General features: G+C 61.2%; 17 protein-coding genes and 3 pseudogenes. 9 read left to right on the forward strand and 11 right to left on the reverse strand.

The window, feature by feature from the left end:
* Window positions 1-11: 11 nt before the first annotated feature.
* The 5 genes from BS630_RS38375 to BS630_RS00715 all read right to left on the reverse strand — a co-directional run bounded on the left by BS630_RS38375 (window position 12) and on the right by BS630_RS00715 (window position 4,592).
* Window positions 12-140: a hypothetical protein gene (locus tag BS630_RS38375; protein WP_260685302.1), complete on the reverse strand. Its 129-nt coding sequence runs from the start codon at window positions 138-140 to the stop codon at window positions 12-14.
* 2 nt (window positions 141-142) lie between these two features.
* Window positions 143-2,065, reverse strand: coding sequence for an adenylate/guanylate cyclase domain-containing protein (locus BS630_RS00700; protein WP_077975808.1), 1,923 nt, complete (start codon window positions 2,063-2,065; stop codon window positions 143-145).
* Between the two features lie 441 nt (window positions 2,066-2,506).
* Window positions 2,507-3,085, reverse strand: coding sequence for a DUF308 domain-containing protein (locus BS630_RS00705; protein WP_131666548.1), 579 nt, complete (start codon window positions 3,083-3,085; stop codon window positions 2,507-2,509).
* Between the two features lie 215 nt (window positions 3,086-3,300).
* The gene (locus BS630_RS00710; RefSeq protein WP_077975810.1) at window positions 3,301-3,930 is read right to left on the reverse strand and encodes a hypothetical protein; all 630 of its coding nucleotides are present in this window, start codon (window positions 3,928-3,930) and stop codon (window positions 3,301-3,303) included.
* 71 nt (window positions 3,931-4,001) lie between these two features.
* Entirely contained in the window at window positions 4,002-4,592 is a 591-nt protein-coding gene (locus BS630_RS00715; protein WP_077975811.1) for a TetR/AcrR family transcriptional regulator, read from the reverse strand.
* A gap of 173 nt (window positions 4,593-4,765) precedes the next feature.
* On the opposite strand from BS630_RS00715, the gene BS630_RS00720 reads away from it, so the two are divergent.
* The gene (locus BS630_RS00720) at window positions 4,766-5,482 is read left to right on the forward strand and encodes an SOS response-associated peptidase (protein ID WP_077975812.1); all 717 of its coding nucleotides are present in this window, start codon (window positions 4,766-4,768) and stop codon (window positions 5,480-5,482) included.
* Window positions 5,483-5,557: 75 nt separating this feature from the next.
* Window positions 5,558-5,878, forward strand: a pseudogene (locus BS630_RS37770) (hypothetical protein).
* Window positions 5,879-5,931: 53 nt separating this feature from the next.
* Here the strand turns inward: BS630_RS37770 and BS630_RS00730 are convergent.
* On the reverse strand, window positions 5,932-6,534 hold the full coding sequence (locus BS630_RS00730) for a TetR/AcrR family transcriptional regulator (RefSeq protein ID WP_011650957.1): 603 nt from the start codon (window positions 6,532-6,534) through the stop codon (window positions 5,932-5,934).
* 51 nt (window positions 6,535-6,585) lie between these two features.
* Here BS630_RS00730 and BS630_RS00735 point away from each other — a divergent pair, with 51 nt between their 5' ends.
* Genes BS630_RS00735 through BS630_RS00745 form a run of 3 tightly spaced genes read left to right on the forward strand, consistent with a single transcriptional unit; the run spans window position 6,586 to window position 7,938 of the window.
* Window positions 6,586-7,035: a VOC family protein gene (locus BS630_RS00735; protein WP_077975814.1), complete on the forward strand. Its 450-nt coding sequence runs from the start codon at window positions 6,586-6,588 to the stop codon at window positions 7,033-7,035.
* Entirely contained in the window at window positions 7,032-7,451 is a 420-nt protein-coding gene (locus BS630_RS00740) for a nuclear transport factor 2 family protein (RefSeq protein ID WP_077975816.1), read from the forward strand. The genes BS630_RS00735 and BS630_RS00740 overlap by 4 nt, the downstream gene beginning before the upstream one ends.
* Before the next feature lie 13 nt (window positions 7,452-7,464).
* A complete protein-coding gene (locus BS630_RS00745; RefSeq protein ID WP_077975818.1) occupies window positions 7,465-7,938 on the forward strand; it encodes a nucleoside deaminase in 474 nt (157 codons plus the stop codon).
* Between the two features lie 107 nt (window positions 7,939-8,045).
* Here the strand turns inward: BS630_RS00745 and BS630_RS00750 are convergent, their stop codons facing one another.
* From BS630_RS00750 to BS630_RS00770, 4 genes are all read right to left on the reverse strand, one after another.
* The gene (locus BS630_RS00750) at window positions 8,046-8,837 is read right to left on the reverse strand and encodes an aldolase (protein WP_077975820.1); all 792 of its coding nucleotides are present in this window, start codon (window positions 8,835-8,837) and stop codon (window positions 8,046-8,048) included.
* A 210-nt stretch (window positions 8,838-9,047) separates the two neighbouring features.
* On the reverse strand, window positions 9,048-9,464 hold the full coding sequence (locus BS630_RS00760; RefSeq protein ID WP_077975822.1) for a GFA family protein: 417 nt from the start codon (window positions 9,462-9,464) through the stop codon (window positions 9,048-9,050).
* 43 nt (window positions 9,465-9,507) lie between these two features.
* A complete protein-coding gene (locus BS630_RS00765) occupies window positions 9,508-9,972 on the reverse strand; it encodes an SRPBCC family protein (protein WP_077975824.1) in 465 nt (154 codons plus the stop codon).
* Window positions 9,969-10,298: an ArsR/SmtB family transcription factor gene (locus BS630_RS00770; RefSeq protein WP_077975825.1), complete on the reverse strand. Its 330-nt coding sequence runs from the start codon at window positions 10,296-10,298 to the stop codon at window positions 9,969-9,971. The genes BS630_RS00765 and BS630_RS00770 overlap by 4 nt, the downstream gene beginning before the upstream one ends.
* A gap of 298 nt (window positions 10,299-10,596) precedes the next feature.
* Here BS630_RS00770 and BS630_RS00775 point away from each other — a divergent pair, with 298 nt between their 5' ends.
* Entirely contained in the window at window positions 10,597-11,094 is a 498-nt protein-coding gene (locus BS630_RS00775; RefSeq protein ID WP_077975827.1) for a hypothetical protein, read from the forward strand.
* Window positions 11,095-11,199: 105 nt separating this feature from the next.
* On the opposite strand, the gene BS630_RS00780 is transcribed toward BS630_RS00775, so the two are convergent.
* Complete coding sequence (locus BS630_RS00780) at window positions 11,200-12,081, reverse strand: dienelactone hydrolase family protein (protein ID WP_077975828.1); 882 nt, start codon at window positions 12,079-12,081, stop codon at window positions 11,200-11,202.
* Window positions 12,082-12,561: 480 nt separating this feature from the next.
* Here BS630_RS00780 and BS630_RS00785 point away from each other — a divergent pair, with 480 nt between their 5' ends.
* The 3 genes and pseudogenes from BS630_RS00785 to BS630_RS00790 all read left to right on the forward strand — a co-directional run.
* On the forward strand, window positions 12,562-12,798 hold the full coding sequence (locus BS630_RS00785; RefSeq protein ID WP_077975830.1) for a spike base protein, RCAP_Rcc01079 family: 237 nt from the start codon (window positions 12,562-12,564) through the stop codon (window positions 12,796-12,798).
* 22 nt (window positions 12,799-12,820) lie between these two features.
* Window positions 12,821-13,277 (forward strand): annotated as a pseudogene (locus tag BS630_RS37175) (terminase small subunit-like protein); the annotation flags it as partial.
* Window positions 13,254-14,739, forward strand: a pseudogene (locus BS630_RS00790) (terminase); the annotation flags it as partial. The pseudogenes BS630_RS37175 and BS630_RS00790, both read left to right, overlap by 24 nt.
* Window positions 14,740-15,132: the final 393 nt, after the last annotated feature.

Consider the following 15,132-nt stretch of genomic DNA (forward strand, 5'->3'; position numbering starts at 1 on the left):
TGCATTTCTGGCTAACTCTCCAGATGCGGCCAGTCTCCTTCCGGCCCCATTTTGGTCATCGCCAACCCTTCGATATGGCCGCTTTTGGCGCAAAGCTGCCGTTTGTAGCAATCCGAAGGCTCCGCTTCGGGATCGCCCATCGCTAGTCGCCGCTTCCCCTAAACAACTCCCATAAATCGACCTTCTCGGCGCGTCCCTTGACCGGCACCAGGCCCAGCGGGCGGAGGTCGAAGCGGGTGCCGACAGCCTCGTATATGGCGGCACTCACCAGGATCGAGGTGTTGAATTCCTTGTTCAATCCTTCCAGCCGTGAGGCGACATTGATCGTGTCGCCCATGGCTGTGTATTGCTGCCGCGAGATCGCGCCAAAACTGCCGACGACCGCCGGGCCGGTGTGTAATCCAAATCGGGTGATGAGCGCGGGACGGCCATTCTGGCGGTTGGCTTCATTCAACTCGTCGATCGCCGCTTTCATGGCAAGCGCGCATCGGCAGCCGTTTTCGGCATGTCTGACATCTGGAACAGGGGCGTTCCACATGACGAAAATGGAATCGCCGAGATATTGCACGACAGTGCCGCCATTGCGTTCGGCAATGGTGTTCAACAGTTCGAAATAGGCTGACAGCATATCGACCACGTCCTCGGGCGAATGCTGCTCGGATATGGTGGTGAAGTCTCTGATGTCGGTGAAGAGCACCGTCACATCCTGACGCTGCGCCTTGGCGACCGCTCGCCCTTCGGGATTGACGATCCGTCTGACGACTTCACGCGGAACATAGAGGGCAAACTGGCTGATGGCATGGCGGCTTGCCGCCAGCGCGCTCGCCAGCGTGTTGATCTCCGATATGAAGGAATGGGAGGCACCTTTCTCGCCGACATCGAGATCGCCGATCCTGCGCGCCTCGTCGGCCAGCCGATAAAGGGAGCGGCTGACCATGCGGGACAGCATCACCGAGGCGGCGACACCCGCGATCAGGAAGGCGGCCGCAATCAGGAGATTGTGCATCAGCAGCCGATTGGCCTCCGCCACCAGATCTTCCAGGGGCACGACGATTGCGGCGACGCTTCCCTTGAACAGACCGGACACACCGACGGGGGCGATCTGCAGGATCTGGCGTTCGCCATCGAGATCGATCCGCACCACGCCGCCGCTTGCAAAGGCCGGATCCCGCCTGAGCCTCGCCACCGTTTCGAGGCTCGTGTCGTAACTGTCTTTCGTCGTATCGACGGCAACGGCGCCATCGGCATTTTTCGACCATACGTCGAGAAGCCTGTTCATGATTGCCGGGTCGGAATGGGCGATCAGATCATCGGCGTCATCGATGATGTAGGCGCGCGCCCGCGGCGAAATCTCCTGCGCATCCAGCAGCCGGCTGACAGTCATCAGGTGGATGTTGATGCCGACGACAACCTGATCGTCGTCTCTCATCGGTGCTGCGATCGTCAGCGTTGGAAGCTGCAGCGTTCCCGCAACATACGGTCCGACGGATACTTCCTCGCTGTGCTGGATGACGAATTGGTACCAGGGGCGTTGCCGCGGATCGAATGATGCATAGTCGACGTCACGCTCGGCGATCGGGCTTGCCTGGCGGTCGAGGAAGCGAAACGTCGATATGACGTCCGGGCCCTGTCTGCGTGCTATCGTGCGGATCGCGAAAGCCGTGCCATCGGGTGCTGCGAGGATCCGGCGGACATTCTGCCTTTGCGTGTTGATGAGCTGCAGATACGAGCCGTCAGGATAGCCGGTGTAGACGCTTGTCGCGTTGGGGACGTTTCTGAGAACCTCCAGAAAGAATTGCTGTTTCGCCGTGATATCCTGGGGCGGCGGGGAGGTGAGCTGCGGCAGGGTCGATGCCAGTGCCACCGCCTCGGTGCCGCCCTGCAGCGTATTGCGGTAGCCCTCGATCAGCCGCAGGCTCATCTCGCGCATCTGCTGCACGCCCGCACTGACGGCAGCATCGCTTCCTTGCCTGAACGCCAGCCAGATGATTGGCGTCGAGGTGCAAAGTAGCGAGGCGACGACCAAGACGCCGAGATGCAGTCTTAGGGGTTTGGACCAGTGCACGAGATTTCCCCCGAAATGCGGACACGTCTCAGCACACGAGGCATAGCCAACGATGGCAGCTAACTGCTTTTTGAAAACTTACACAAGGCGGTGCGTGCGGTTACACCGCCGCTGCACGTCTCGGCAGAACGAGATCGCCGACCGTGTGAGCTGTCGCCGATCATGTTCGCATGCGCCGCTGCCCTTGCTCCAGCCGCCACCCCACGCTCCGGCTTCCTCGGGCTCGACCCGAGGATCCACTCTTGCCTCGATCGGCAGCGGGCATGGATCCCAGGCTCAAGGCCTGGGATGACGGAGGGTGGAGGGCGCGTACGCCGTACCCCCGCCGGCGCAGCAGGCGGGTTTTGCGAAGCCCCCGCTGGCGCAGGGGATGGCATTGAGTATTCGAAATTTCGCCCGCGCCAATCTATGCGTAACCGAACGGGAGATCTCCCGTTCGCCTCAGGCCCGCTTCCGCCGCATCTGCGTGACGCTTCGCCAGACGGCCGAGACCAGGAAATAGAAGGCGCCGAGGCCGGCATAGCCGGCGATGTTGGCGATGGACGGCGCTTCCGGCATTTGCGCCTGGGCGATGAAGAAGGCGCCTGCCACCGCGGATTGGCCGCCGCTGAGGATCATCGCCCACTGGCCGCCATCGGTCTTCCATCGCCGGACGGCGGTTCCAAGCTGCAGCAGGCCGGAAAAGATCGCCCAGAGGCCGAAGACGCCGAGAACCCAGTTCATGCTCATCGTCAGGGCGACGATCACGGCAGCTGTAGTCACCGCGCTGACGGCGACGTTGATCGCCTGGCTGCGGTTGTTTGGCAGGCCGCCGTTCCGAGCTGCATCGATGAGGTTGGCGGCGGCATCCCAGGCCGGGTAGAGGATCAGCAAACCCGCCGCGACGGCAAGCGACTGGAGCCCGGCCGTCAAGGCGGCGGCGACCCAGATGGCGGAAAAGGCTGCGCGGGTGAAGTAATAGCGCGTCAGCCACTCTTCCCTGTCGCCAGACGCGATGGTGGTTTGATCGGTGGTCATCATGATCTCTTTCCTGTGTGTGATGGTGTTGGTCTGATAGGGGCGGCTCACCGTCATCAGCGGCGGCGTCCGTCATCGAGACTGGTTTTCAGCTCCGCCGGGCCGCTGGCGAGCCGAAGTTCTCCGTCGTTCGGGTCCATCGGCTGCCGGTCAGGCGGCATTCCCTGGTAAATCGCCGGTCGAACCGGGGGCGGCCCGGCCGACCGGCGACGACGTGGTCATATGGGCGGGACCACGCCATTCTTTCCGACAAGGACCTGATGGGCGAGGGGACCCGAGGCAGCCTTTTCGGCGGGGATGAAGACGACGGCGCCGGGAACGAGATCGTCCTTGGTGGCCGGAGCGATGGTCACGACCGGCGTACCGTCCGGAATGGCGATCTTCTTATCCTTGCCGTGATAGGAGACGGTGACGGTGCGGCCGTCGACGCCCTTGACGGCGTCGGCCACGGTCGCATTGGTCATGCTGCTGTTGGGCTTGAGGTCCCAGCCGTAGCTGCCTTCACCGGCACCTTTCATCGCCGGCGGGAAGATCAGCACCTCAAGCGCGCCGTCGCCGCCGCCTTCACTCGGCAGGGATGCGATGCCGACGAAGTCGCCCGGCTTGATGTCGGTGACCGCAGCATTTGCAACGCTCGCCAGCTTCCAGCAGTCGGCAAGCGTGACATCGATGGTCTCTCCTTCGCGGGTCTTCACCTTGAGAGCGGAGCCGCTATAGGCGACGATGCTGCCCCTGACGTGGACCTGCTCGGCCTTCTGGTCTTCGGCATGGGCGGGCGCCGCTGGAAGGGCCGCCGACGCGATTGCGCTGAGCCCAAACGCGAGAGCGGGAAGAATGGTCTTGAACATGCTTGTCTTCCTACTAGTTGGTAGCTTTCTGGTCGTGGTTGTTGCTTCGGGCGTATATTCCGTCCGGAGCTCTATCGAGCAGCGGTTGGCGTGAGCCGCTGCAAGGTGGGAGCCAGAATGGTGGCGAAGACCTCCGGAGTCCCGTAGGCCCGGGCTGAGAGCATGGCGCCATGGACGGAGGCCATGAAGGCTTCAGCCTCGACGCGCGGTTCGCTCGACAGTTTCAAACTCCCGTCCTGAGCGCCTCGTTCCATCGCCGAGGTCAGCCATGCCGAGGCAAAGCGGAAGAAAGCCTTGACCTCGGCTGCGACCTCCGGCGGCAGTGCCGGCAGTTCGCTCGCAAGCAGGGCGCAGACGCAAAACGGCCGGCTTGCATCCTCGATGCACTGGGCCCAGTGGCCTGCATAGGATTGGAGAAGCGCCAAGGGATCCTGCACCCGCTGCTCCAGGCCCGCGATACCCGCCTCGGCATCTTCGCGATATCGCACCACAAGCGTGCGCACCAGATCGGTCTTGCTGGGGAAATGGTGATGGATGCTGGCCTTGCGGATCCCGACGACGGCAGCAATGTCGGCATAGCTGAAGCCGTTATAGCCTCCGTTCATGATCAGGGTTCGGGCGGAGGCCAGGATCTCGTCGGACGTCGTCAAAAGATTGCTCATAAAGCCATCTACCTTCCAGTAGGAAGGCTGTCAAGCAAAATGCAATTTTCTGCTGTCGGCCGTCGTCGAGGCGGTTACCGTGATGGCGGCATCGGTTGTAGCGACCAGCCTTGACTCGCCTCGAACCACCAGAACATAATCAGAACACCTAATATGTGGGGATGGAGTTCTGGATGTGCGGCCGCGTCTACATCAAGACCTCGCTTGAGGAACTGGTGCGCAATTTCGCCTTCGCAGAGCGAGGCGCGATCGATGCGCTCGGAAACCGATTCCCACTCTACAACGGCGCGCCGACGCTGGATTATCCCATCATTATTCGCGATATGGTCCGCGAGCCTGACATCATGGGGCCGATCTTCGCCTCGGCGCGCTGGGGTCTGATGCCGGCATGGATGAAGCCGGGAGGGCGTCCGCCGCCGATCAATGCGCGCTGCGAGGGCATCGGTACCAACGGCCTGTTCCGCTCGGCCTACAGGTCGCGCCGTTGCCTGGTGCCGATCAACGGCTTCTTCGAGTGGAAGGATATCTTCGGCACGGGCAAGAACAAGCAGCCCTATGCGATCGCCATGGCCGACGGCTCGCCCTTTGCGCTCGCCGGCATCTGGGAGACGCGGCGCGACAATGACATAGAGATCCGGAGCTTCGCAATTATCACCTGCGAGCCGAATGAGATGATGGCGCAGATCCATGATCGGATGCCGGTCATCCTGCATCGTGAGGATTATGAACGCTGGCTATCGCCGGAACCCGATCCAAACGACCTGATGAAGCCATTCCCGGCCGAGCTGATGACCATGTGGCCGATCGGCCGCAAAGTGGGTTCGCCCAAGAATGACACGGCTGACATTATCGATCCGATCGACCCCGATCCGGAGCCGACGCTGATCTGAATTCACCGGCTCGGGCGGGAGCCATCCATCAACCATGCGGTCAAAGCGATACCTCGCGAGAGGACAGGACGACGCATGCCAGAACAAATCACCTGGAAATCGTGGGAACATGTCAGCGGCCGAGAAATCAAATACAAATGGCGGCACGCCTGGAAGGAGAAACCCGGTGACGATTACGTCGCTTTTGACGGCGATACCCAGATCGGAAGGATATTCCGGCCATAGGCAGGCGGAGGGATCGATAATCGATGGTTCTGGATCGTGGCGACGGACGGCAGCCCTCGACTGGATTGGCCGTCAGCCGGATACGAGGACAGTGCCTATGTCGCCTCGAGGCGGCTCGAAATGATCTACGAGAGCATCAAGAGCGGGAAACGGAGGACGGCGCACCCATGAGCATTGAAGCAGGCAGGCGTGATGTCGGCTTCGCCGATCGCGACGTGAGGGTCTCACGCGCCCGACGGTGCAACGGCCCGCAACGCGGTCCTGACGATCGCATCGCCGAACTCCGGCGAGACCGGGCGATGGCCGACCAGCAGCCGGAAGAAGACCGGTCCGTAGATCATGTCGAGCAGCGCCTCCATATCAAGCGGCGGAACGATTTCTCCCCGAGCCAGAGCCTCCTCCAGGATGACACGACCCGCGTTGCGGCTCGACAGGATCACCTGATTGCGGAAGGCCTTGGTGAATTCGCTTTCCGGGTCGGCGGCCGCAAGTGCCATGGTGATCTGCCGCCCGCGCGTGCTCGCAAAGGCAGTCACCAGTCCGCTCATCTGCGCGCCGAGAGCCGCCTGCGCCGTGCCCCCTCCCACCTCCGCTTCCGGTAGCCGGTTGACCAGAAGAGCGGCCATCGCCAGTTCCTGCGCGTTGGCCCAGGAGCGGTAGATCGTCGGCTTGCCGACACCGGACCGCGCCGCCACGGCTTCGATCGTCATGCGGCCAAAACCTTCGGCCATCAGAATTTCGTGGGCGGCCTCCAAGGCACGCCTCTGCGCGGCAGCGCTTGGCGGCCGCCCGCGTTTCTTCGGTGTTGCGTTACTCTCTTGACTCATATCTTTACGATACGTAACGTTAATATAAGACCCAGTCAAGGAGGATCACCCATGCCGAGTTTTGCCCGAAAAGTGAGCGCCTACTTCATCGTCAAGGATGCGGCACGGGCTATCGACTTCTACAAGGAGGCTTTCGGCGCCACGGAAGTCTTCCGCATGACCGATCCTTCGGACGGGCGGATCGGCCATGCCGAGTTGCGTTTCGGAGAGACGCTGATGATGTTGGCAGACGAATATCCGGACTTCGGCGCCCTCTCTCCCGATACCATCGGAGGCTCGCCGGTGACCTTCCACATGGACACGGTGTCGACCGACGAAGCACTGGCGCAGGCGCTGTCGGCCGGGGCGACGATGCTGCGCCCGGCGACCGACCAGAGTTTCGGCGAGCGGGTGGCGCAGGTGCTTGATCCCTTCGGTCATCGCTGGATGTTGTCGCAAACCATCGAGCAGGTCACGCCTGAGGAGATGCAACGCCGCTGGAACGAGGGTATGTCGGCGTGAGTGCCGCAGCCCTTGAAGCGCTCGAGGAGGCTGAGCGCGCCTTCAACGCGGCGATGGTGTCCAACGATCCCATCCAGATCGCCGCCTGCATCACCCAGGACTGGGTGCTGGTGACGCCTGAGCGTGGCCCGATCCCTGCACAGGCTATTCTTTCGGCGATCGGATCCGGTGTCTTGAGCCATGACACGATGACCAAGACGACGCATCACGTCCATCTGCTCGGCAATGTCGCCACGGTTACCGGTCGCGGACAGAACACCGGCATGTTCCGTGGCGAACCGATATCGGCCGACGAATGGATCACCGACGTCTATCACCGGCAGGGTAACAGGTGGCGGTGCGTACTGACCCACCTCACCCCTGTTTGCAGCCCCTTGGAAATCCCTCCGATTCAAGACAAGATCATCCCGCTCTAGCTGGGGGACTCCGATGGAAAACCACGAGCCGTTTTTACGCGAGGCGATTGCACTCTCGAAATCCGCGGTGGCAAACGGCGACGAACCGTTTGGCTCTGTGCTGGTGAAGGAGGGCGAAGTCATCCTGCGCGCCGAAAACAGCGTCTTCAGCGGCCGCGATATGACCAACCACGCAGAGATGAACCTGGTGAAACTGGCGGCGCAGCATTACGACACTGCTTTTTTCGCCGACTGCACGCTCTACACCAGCACGGAGCCCTGCGCGATGTGCTCCGGGGCGATTTACTGGTCGGGCATCGGGCGCATGGTGTTTGCGTGTTCCGAAACACGGCTTGGCGAGATTGCCGGGATCGGGTTGAACGTGCCAAGCCGGGCGGTGTTGCAAACCGGCGCGCGCAACGTCACCGTGGTTGGCCCGACGAACCTCGAAGACGAAGCCGCCAAAGTCCATCAAGAATTCTGGCCGAAGCATCTGGGCAAGGCTTAGAGGTTGCCGGCGATAAGCCGAGGCAGCTATCTCCCGCAACGCCCGCTATCACGGGATCGCTGCACGGATGTCTGGCGGCCGCGCACGCGTAAGACGCGGTTTGCGGCTCAGCGCCTGTATTCGGGCTCGCTGCGATCGAGCGCGCGCTTCACCGATTCCAGATGGAGCCGGGCCGATTCCGGGTCTCCTTCGCGCATTTGCCGGTAGGCCGCTTCGGCGATCTCAGGCGCGACGGCAAGGACGTCACGTCCGGTCGACAGCGCGAGCGTCTGCACTTCGCAGGCGCGCTCGAGGTAATAGAGGTCGTCCCAGGCCTCTGCGATATTGGGTGCGCAGACCATGACGCCGTGGTGCTTCATGAAGACGATGTCGGCATCGCCGATTGCGGCCGCGATGCGATCGCCCTCGCGCGCGTCGAGCGCCAGGCCGTTATAGTTGCGGTCGACGGCCGTGCGTCCATAGAATTTCAAGGCGGTCTGCCCGGCAAAGATCAGGGGATCGCCCTCCGTCATCGAAAGGGCGGTGGCATAAGGCATATGGGTGTGGAATGCCGCCTTGGCGCGGGGAATGTTCTTGTGAATCCTGGCGTGGATGTAAAAGGCGGTGGCCTCAGGCTGTCCGCTGCCCGACACCACGTTGCCGTGAAAGTCGCAGATCAACAACATCGAGGCCGTCAGTTCGGCGAAAGCGTAGCCGTAAGGATTGACGATGAACAGGTCGTCATAGCCGGGAACGACGGCCGAGAAGTGGTTGCAGATCCCTTCCTCCATGCCGAGCCTTGCCGCCATCCGGAAGCAGGCCGCAAGATCGACGCGGGCCTGCCAGATATCGTCCGTATCAAGTTTCGGCTGGTTGGGGCCGCCGGCGGGCGAGGGGGCTGTATTGAGGGAGTGCGCCATGGGTTCGTTTCAGATTGGTGTCGAAGGAGAGGGTGGCTATGTTCTGGATTACCCCCGGATCAGCCTCGCATCAAGCCGGCTGGAGACAAACATGGTTCGCTTCATTTGCAAATCCGCATTGGCGCTCGGCGCACGCGTGAGACGCGGCCTGCGACCGGCTCGCGACAGTCTGACCGTCGATTGCACAATCTGACAGGCCGCTGCCCCGCCTCACATTGGCGGCATTCCCTCGAATTTTTGCACAGCCCGATCGGTCTTGTCCCAGGCAAGGCCGCGCGCGGTGTAGGTCACCATCTGCGGTTGGTATCGGCCGGGCTCGTCGAGGCTTGCGGCGTGGATGGTGAAGAAGTCAGGCATGTAGGAGAAGGTCATATAGACCGGCGAGCCGCAGGCGGGGCAGAAGCCGCGGGTCTTGACGTTGCCGTTGTCGGCGACCATCTGCCAATGCGTCGCCTGCCCTTCCAGCTTCACCGCCTGCCGGCTCGGGAAGGTCAGATAGGATCCGTGCCCGGTGCCGCTGCTTGCCTGGCAGTCGCGGCATTGGCAGTCGTTCATCGCAATCGGTTCTGCCGAGATTTCATAGTGGATCGCACCGCAGGCGCATCCGCCGGTGTAAGGCTTGCTCATGTCTCTCTCCTGATAAAACGCCGTATTGGCGACGGCGGTCGCCTCAGTTCTTTTCGTCGGCGATGGCGCCGATCTTCTTCACGACCTTCCTCCAGCCTTCGCCCATCTTCTCGAAGGCGGTCTCGTTTTTCGGCAGCACGAAGCCGGAATGGATGAGGCGCAGCCGCGTGCCGTTCTCGACCTTGGACAGGATGAAGGTGACGACGGTGTCGAGCGGCGAGCCGTAGCCGACATTGCCCTCATGCCCGCCCTTCCAGGCGTAGGTGAGACGCTCATTTGGCGTCACCTCCAGCACCCGGCAGTGGATCGTGCCGTCCCAGTCGCCGGCCGGCGTCGTCTGGTAGGTAAAGTGTTTTCCTTCGATGGGCTCGAATCCGGTAGGAATCATCAGCCAGCGGCCCATCAGATCGGCCGTCGTCAGCGTTTTCCAGAGCGTCTCCGGTCGATGCGGGAAGACCTCGTCGACCACGATCTCTTGCGTGTCATGTTTCAATGCGGCGTCGTTCATGGATCGATTTCCTTCAGCAATGTTCTGAGATTTGCAAAGCGTTCGCGCCAGAAGGTGCCGTAATGGCTCATCCAGTCGACAAGCGGCTCCAGGCCTTCCGGCTCGGCGCGGTAATAGACCTTCCGGCCTTCGGGGCGCTCAGTGACGAGGCCCGCCTGTTTCAGCGCCTTGAGATGCTGCGAAATGGCGCCCTGCGTGACGCTGCTTGCCCGCGTCAGTTCGACGACGGTGATCTCGTCGGCATCGACGATCTGTTCGAAGACGGCCCGCCGTGTGGGATCGGCAAGGGCGCGCATGACGGCGGTGATGGAGGCGGTTTCGGTCATGGGGAAATCAATAGCGTAGGCTAATTGATGAGTCAATACTAATTTGTTTGGTGGGGTTAGCCGATAGTCACTCCGCCGGTGGCGCGTTCGCACAATTCCCGCGTACGTCGCTGTATTTTCAGCAGAGTTCGCCCCTTACTCCGTCTTCCTCGGGCTTGACCCGAGGATCCACGTCGGCCTCCGGCTCGAGGCCTGGGATGACGGAGGGGCGGGGCGCGTCTCCGCCAAACTCGCCGCCGGCGCAGCGGATGGCGCGTCGAGTAGCCGGGGATAGCGGAGTTGAGTTGCGGACAACCATATGCTGATACAGAGTGACGCCGAAAGGGAAAGCCAAGTGACCAAGAAAAACCGTAGCAAGCCGCGCTCGGGAAAACACATCGCCGTCGCTCCAGCGGTCGACGTGTTCACACGCAGCGCGCTTGCATCGGATCTGACGTGGCTGCCGGATATGACGGCTGTTGGAAAGCCACCGCTTACCGCTGAAGCCTATGTAGAGGCCTATCTCGCAGATCCCGGCGAATGGTATTGGTCGACGCTTTTGCTGCACGACCCGAGCGAGATCGTCTTGAAGCGAGTGCTCGCCATTATCGAACAAGCCCAATTGCCCGGCCACGAAAAGGCGCTCGGCCAACTGGGCGCCGGTCCGCTCGAAGACCTGATGTCGGAGGAGTTACTGGATCGTCTGCAACATTGGCTGCCCTTCACACCGGCCATGCGCCATGCGCTCAGTCAGGTTCGAATGGCTGTCGAATCTCCTGTCTTGCAACAGCGACTGAAGGCGATGCTCTTGCGCTAGTGTCTCCGCGAGCGGCGGGCATGGATCCCAGGCTCGAGGCCTGGGATGACGGAGGGCAGGGGCGCGTTTCCGCCAAATTGCCGGCGACAGGCTGAGAGATCGGCCTTAGTTCGAGAGATAGCTTTGAAGGAATGTGCGAACGCTGCGGATGGACTTTGCGGCGGCGTCCGGATTGTATTTTTCGATGTGACCCAACACCTTCCTTCCCACCTTGAACTCTGGGGCATCGAAATCGTGGTAAGTACCCTTGTAGACATTGAGCTCGATCGGGGGGCTATCGTCACTCAGATTGGAAAGCCTCTTCCGGCATCGGTCGGCCGGGCTCCAATTGTCTCGATCGCCAGTCAAAATCAGGATCGGCACCGTCGCATCGCCCTGGGTTGCTGCGCAGAGGGGATAGTAGGCAACCGCCGCCCGGAATTTTTGGTCCATCAGCTGTTCGTTGCCTTCGATTTTTGTTCCCTCCAGCGTCGCCGTGCCGCCCGTCGAAAAGCCCATCAAGGCAACGCGCCTGATATCGACGAAGCTTTGTTTCGACAAGAAACTCAAAGCGCCATAGGCGTCGAAGACGCGATCGGGGAGGTGGCCTTGACACGTGTCCTTGATATCGCGGGTGGTGAAGCTATCGACGACGAGCACGACGTAGCCCCATGAGATCAGTCGTTTCGGCCAAAGCTCCTTGACGCTCAAACGCATGCCCTCGCATCCATGCAGGACGACGACCGCCGGGAAGGGGCCATCACCCCGGGGGCGGGATAGATACCCGAGCAGTGGTGTGCCTTGCGGTTGAGAAAGAATTTCTCCCTGTTCCCTAGCCTTGCTTATTCGAAACGGGCTGAGCTTGACGGGCGCGCTTTCGAAGTGAACCAGTTCCTCGGCGTCAGCCGGGTTTTCAGCGAACGTGGCGCTGAGAAAAGCGACGAGGCAAAGAAAAAGTCTCGTGGTTTTCACCGAACTTCTCCACCGTTTGATCAACAGGCTGCTCATTGTACGCCGGAGCTGAAGGCTCGCAAAGCGGTGAGGGGTTTTGCCGCCGATTGGCTCCGGTTGGGTCGATTTCCAACAGCAGCATGATCTGCGCTCAAAAGTGCTTGATCACCCCCTGGCACATCCGTTATCACTGCCGTAAATCCAAGCTGCGAGATTTGAATTCAGAGGTGATGTCGGGTGGGAATGCGTTTTTGGCAGACTTGCCGCCGGCGCATGAAATAATCCGCGACCCACGTTTAGCCGTTGATCACCCCCCGGCAAATCAGTTAAGACTACCGTAAATCCAAGCTGCGAAATTTGAATCCAGAAGGTGACGTCGATCAAGGCGCCGCCGCCCTTCGATAGATGTGTCTATCACCGTCCGGCCAGCTTCCCCAGATCATCATTGATCCCCTATCCTCTTCCGCCTGACCTCCCATCTTCGATCACATGGGGATCGGGGCCGGGTAGCGCGCGCCTCTTCCAAGGAGGACTATAATGGACCCTTCGATTGCTCCGGCCTCGCGGGCCGCAGTGGTGACGCCGAATGACAGCGCCATCGTCGGTGCGCGCGCGCTTTATATCGGCACGGCTGGCGATGTTGCCATTGCGCCGCGCCGGGACATGGATCCGGTCATCTTCAGACACGTGCCGGCCGGGACGATTCTGCCGGTTCATGCCGCCCTGGTGGCGCTGACCGGGACCACGGCATCCAACATCGTCGCGCTGTTCTAGACCCCTCCAGAAGCAGCGCCTCATGGGCAGACCCATCAAGTTCACCCAGGCGATTGCCGACAGGATTTGCGAGCGCATCGCCGACAGGGAAAGCCTGCGGTCGATCTGCCGGGATGAAGCGATGCCGGCGATGTCGAGCGTGCTGTCATGGCTCGCCGATGAGGACAAGGCCGGTTTTCGGGTCAAATACGCCCTGGCGCGCGAGATCCAGGCCGACGGCTTTGTCGACGAGATGGTCGAGATTGCCGATGACCGCGCAGGCGACTGGATCGAAAAGAAGAATGCGAGCGGCGAGACCACGGGCTGGCAGGAGAATGGCGAGGCCATAAGGCGTTCGCAGCTCCGCATCGCCACCCGCCAATGGGTCGCCGAGAAGCTGAAGCCGAAGAAATACGGTTCCAAGGTCGAGCCCGACCGTGGCGTTGTCGCGAGCGAAGTTTCAACTGCTGGAAGATATCAATGGCAAGACGCGCGGACTCCAAACGGCGGTTGACCAGTTTTCCGACTGGCGCTCGCGTCTGAACAACCTCTATTGGATCACCGACAAATCGGGCAGACGCGTCAGGTTCGAGATGAACTGGACGCAGATGACCTTTTTCGAAGAGATGCATTACCTCAACGTGCTGCTCAAGGCCCGCCAGCTGGGTCTGACGACCTTCATTCAGATCTTCATGCTCGATGCCTGTGTCTTCAACAGGGATATCCGCGCCGGCACGATCGCCGCTGGGCGACGTGCAGACGATCTTCAGGGACAAGATCAAGTACCCTTATGACAATCTGCCCGACGGTATCCGCAACGCCGTGCCTGTCGTCAGGGCCAACCAGACCGAACTGCTGCTTGGCAACAATTCGAGCATCCGTGTCGGAACATCGCTGCGCTCGGGTACGCTGCAATATCTGCACATCTCCGAATATGGGAAGCTTTGCGCGAAGTATCCGCAGAAGGCGAGGGAAGTCCGCACCGGCGCTTTGAATACGGTGCAGGCCGGCCAGCTGGTCTTCGTCGAAAGCACGAGGGAAGGGCAGGAAGGGCATTTCTACACGCTCTGCGAAGATGGCCAGGTCAAGCAGCGCCAGGCGGCGAAACTGACCGAACTGGACTTCAAGTTCCATTTCTTCCCCTGGTGGAAGGAGCCGCAGTATGCGATCGCGCCTGAAGGCGTCATCGTCACCGACGCTTTCGCAAAGTATTTCCGCAACCTGGCCGACCAGGGCATCGCGCTAACGGACCGGCAGAAGGCCTGGTATGTCAAGAAGGCCGAAACCCAGCTCGGCGACATGAAGCGCGAATATCCCTCGACACCGGCAGAAGCTTTCGAGGCGAGCGTCGAGGGGGCCTATTACGCCGACCAGATGGCGGTGGCCGATGCCGAAGAGCGGATCGGGGTCTTCCCGCATGTCGAAGGTTATCCCGTCCACACCATTTCCGACATCGGCATGGATGACACCAACAGCGTCTGGCTGTTTCAGGTGCTGCCCGGCCGTGTGCGGATGATCGGCTATTTCGAGCATACCGGCACCGGCATGGACGGCATGCTCGACGAGCTGGAGCGGCGCGGCGCCGAGCACGGCTATGTCTACGGCGTCCACAACATGCCGCACGATATCAAGGTTCGGGAATGGACGCGCGGCGGCATGACCCGCATCGAAGTGATGCTGAGAGAAGTCAAGGCCCGCGGCCTCGGCACCGTCCGCAAGATCGAGCGCGCCTATGTCCACGACCGGATCAACGGCACTAGGCGCATTCTGGCAAAGATCGAGTTCGACCAGGCCGGCTGCATCCAGGGCATCAAGTGCCTCAGGAACTACCGCAAGGACTGGGACGAGGATTTGAGCGTCTTCCGCGACGCGCCGCTGCACAATTGGGCTTCGCACGGTGCGGACGCTTTCGGCGGCCTCGCCATCATCTTCACCGGCTTGGCGCCCGAACCGCTGAAGCCGCATCCGGTTTTGCGAATTATGTTTCTAATCGAAAAAATCCCGAGGCTAGCTGCGCCGCTGGGTATGGATACACTAGGGGAGCATTTCGATGTTGACGTCATCGGCGCGGGCGAAGCGACGTGGGCGCTAGTTCTAGGCCGTCCCTCCTTTGGTGTCGAAGAGATCACAACTCTAATGGAAGAGCATATTGATCACGGGCCTGCCATATTGAAACAGTGGATAGAGCTAAGGGCCAGGCTAACGCCATTCAACCGGGGCACTACTGATCTAACTCGTTTCCTCGACGAATGACCCACCGCCCAATCTTCTAATGATGAGATTTAACCCGCGTCTCGGGCGCGTTTTTCTCTGAAGGACAGGGCGCCCGATGAAGCCGGACGCCATCGACGTCAT

The sequence above is a fragment of the Rhizobium laguerreae genome (genome assembly GCF_002008165.1).
Classification (GTDB): Bacteria; Pseudomonadota; Alphaproteobacteria; order Rhizobiales; family Rhizobiaceae; genus Rhizobium; species Rhizobium laguerreae.

Excerpts from the sequence above, each read along its gene's own strand:
- BS630_RS38375 (WP_260685302.1), bottom strand. The coding sequence starts at position 140 with ATGGGCGATCCCGAAGCGGAGCCTTCGGATTGCTACAAACGGCAGCTT.
- BS630_RS00705 (WP_131666548.1), bottom strand. The coding sequence starts at position 3,085 with ATGATGACCACCGATCAAACCACCATCGCGTCTGGCGACAGGGAAGAG.
- BS630_RS00710 (WP_077975810.1), bottom strand. The coding sequence starts at position 3,930 with ATGTTCAAGACCATTCTTCCCGCTCTCGCGTTTGGGCTCAGCGCAATC.
- BS630_RS00715 (WP_077975811.1), bottom strand. The coding sequence starts at position 4,592 with ATGAGCAATCTTTTGACGACGTCCGACGAGATCCTGGCCTCCGCCCGA.
- BS630_RS00720 (WP_077975812.1), top strand. The coding sequence starts at position 4,766 with ATGTGCGGCCGCGTCTACATCAAGACCTCGCTTGAGGAACTGGTGCGC.
- BS630_RS00730 (WP_011650957.1), bottom strand. The coding sequence starts at position 6,534 with ATGAGTCAAGAGAGTAACGCAACACCGAAGAAACGCGGGCGGCCGCCA.
- BS630_RS00735 (WP_077975814.1), top strand. The coding sequence starts at position 6,586 with ATGCCGAGTTTTGCCCGAAAAGTGAGCGCCTACTTCATCGTCAAGGAT.
- BS630_RS00745 (WP_077975818.1), top strand. The coding sequence starts at position 7,465 with ATGGAAAACCACGAGCCGTTTTTACGCGAGGCGATTGCACTCTCGAAA.
- BS630_RS00750 (WP_077975820.1), bottom strand. The coding sequence starts at position 8,837 with ATGGCGCACTCCCTCAATACAGCCCCCTCGCCCGCCGGCGGCCCCAAC.
- BS630_RS00760 (WP_077975822.1), bottom strand. The coding sequence starts at position 9,464 with ATGAGCAAGCCTTACACCGGCGGATGCGCCTGCGGTGCGATCCACTAT.
- BS630_RS00765 (WP_077975824.1), bottom strand. The coding sequence starts at position 9,972 with ATGAACGACGCCGCATTGAAACATGACACGCAAGAGATCGTGGTCGAC.
- BS630_RS00770 (WP_077975825.1), bottom strand. The coding sequence starts at position 10,298 with ATGACCGAAACCGCCTCCATCACCGCCGTCATGCGCGCCCTTGCCGAT.
- BS630_RS00775 (WP_077975827.1), top strand. The coding sequence starts at position 10,597 with ATGCTGATACAGAGTGACGCCGAAAGGGAAAGCCAAGTGACCAAGAAA.
- BS630_RS00780 (WP_077975828.1), bottom strand. The coding sequence starts at position 12,081 with ATGAGCAGCCTGTTGATCAAACGGTGGAGAAGTTCGGTGAAAACCACG.
- BS630_RS00785 (WP_077975830.1), top strand. The coding sequence starts at position 12,562 with ATGGACCCTTCGATTGCTCCGGCCTCGCGGGCCGCAGTGGTGACGCCG.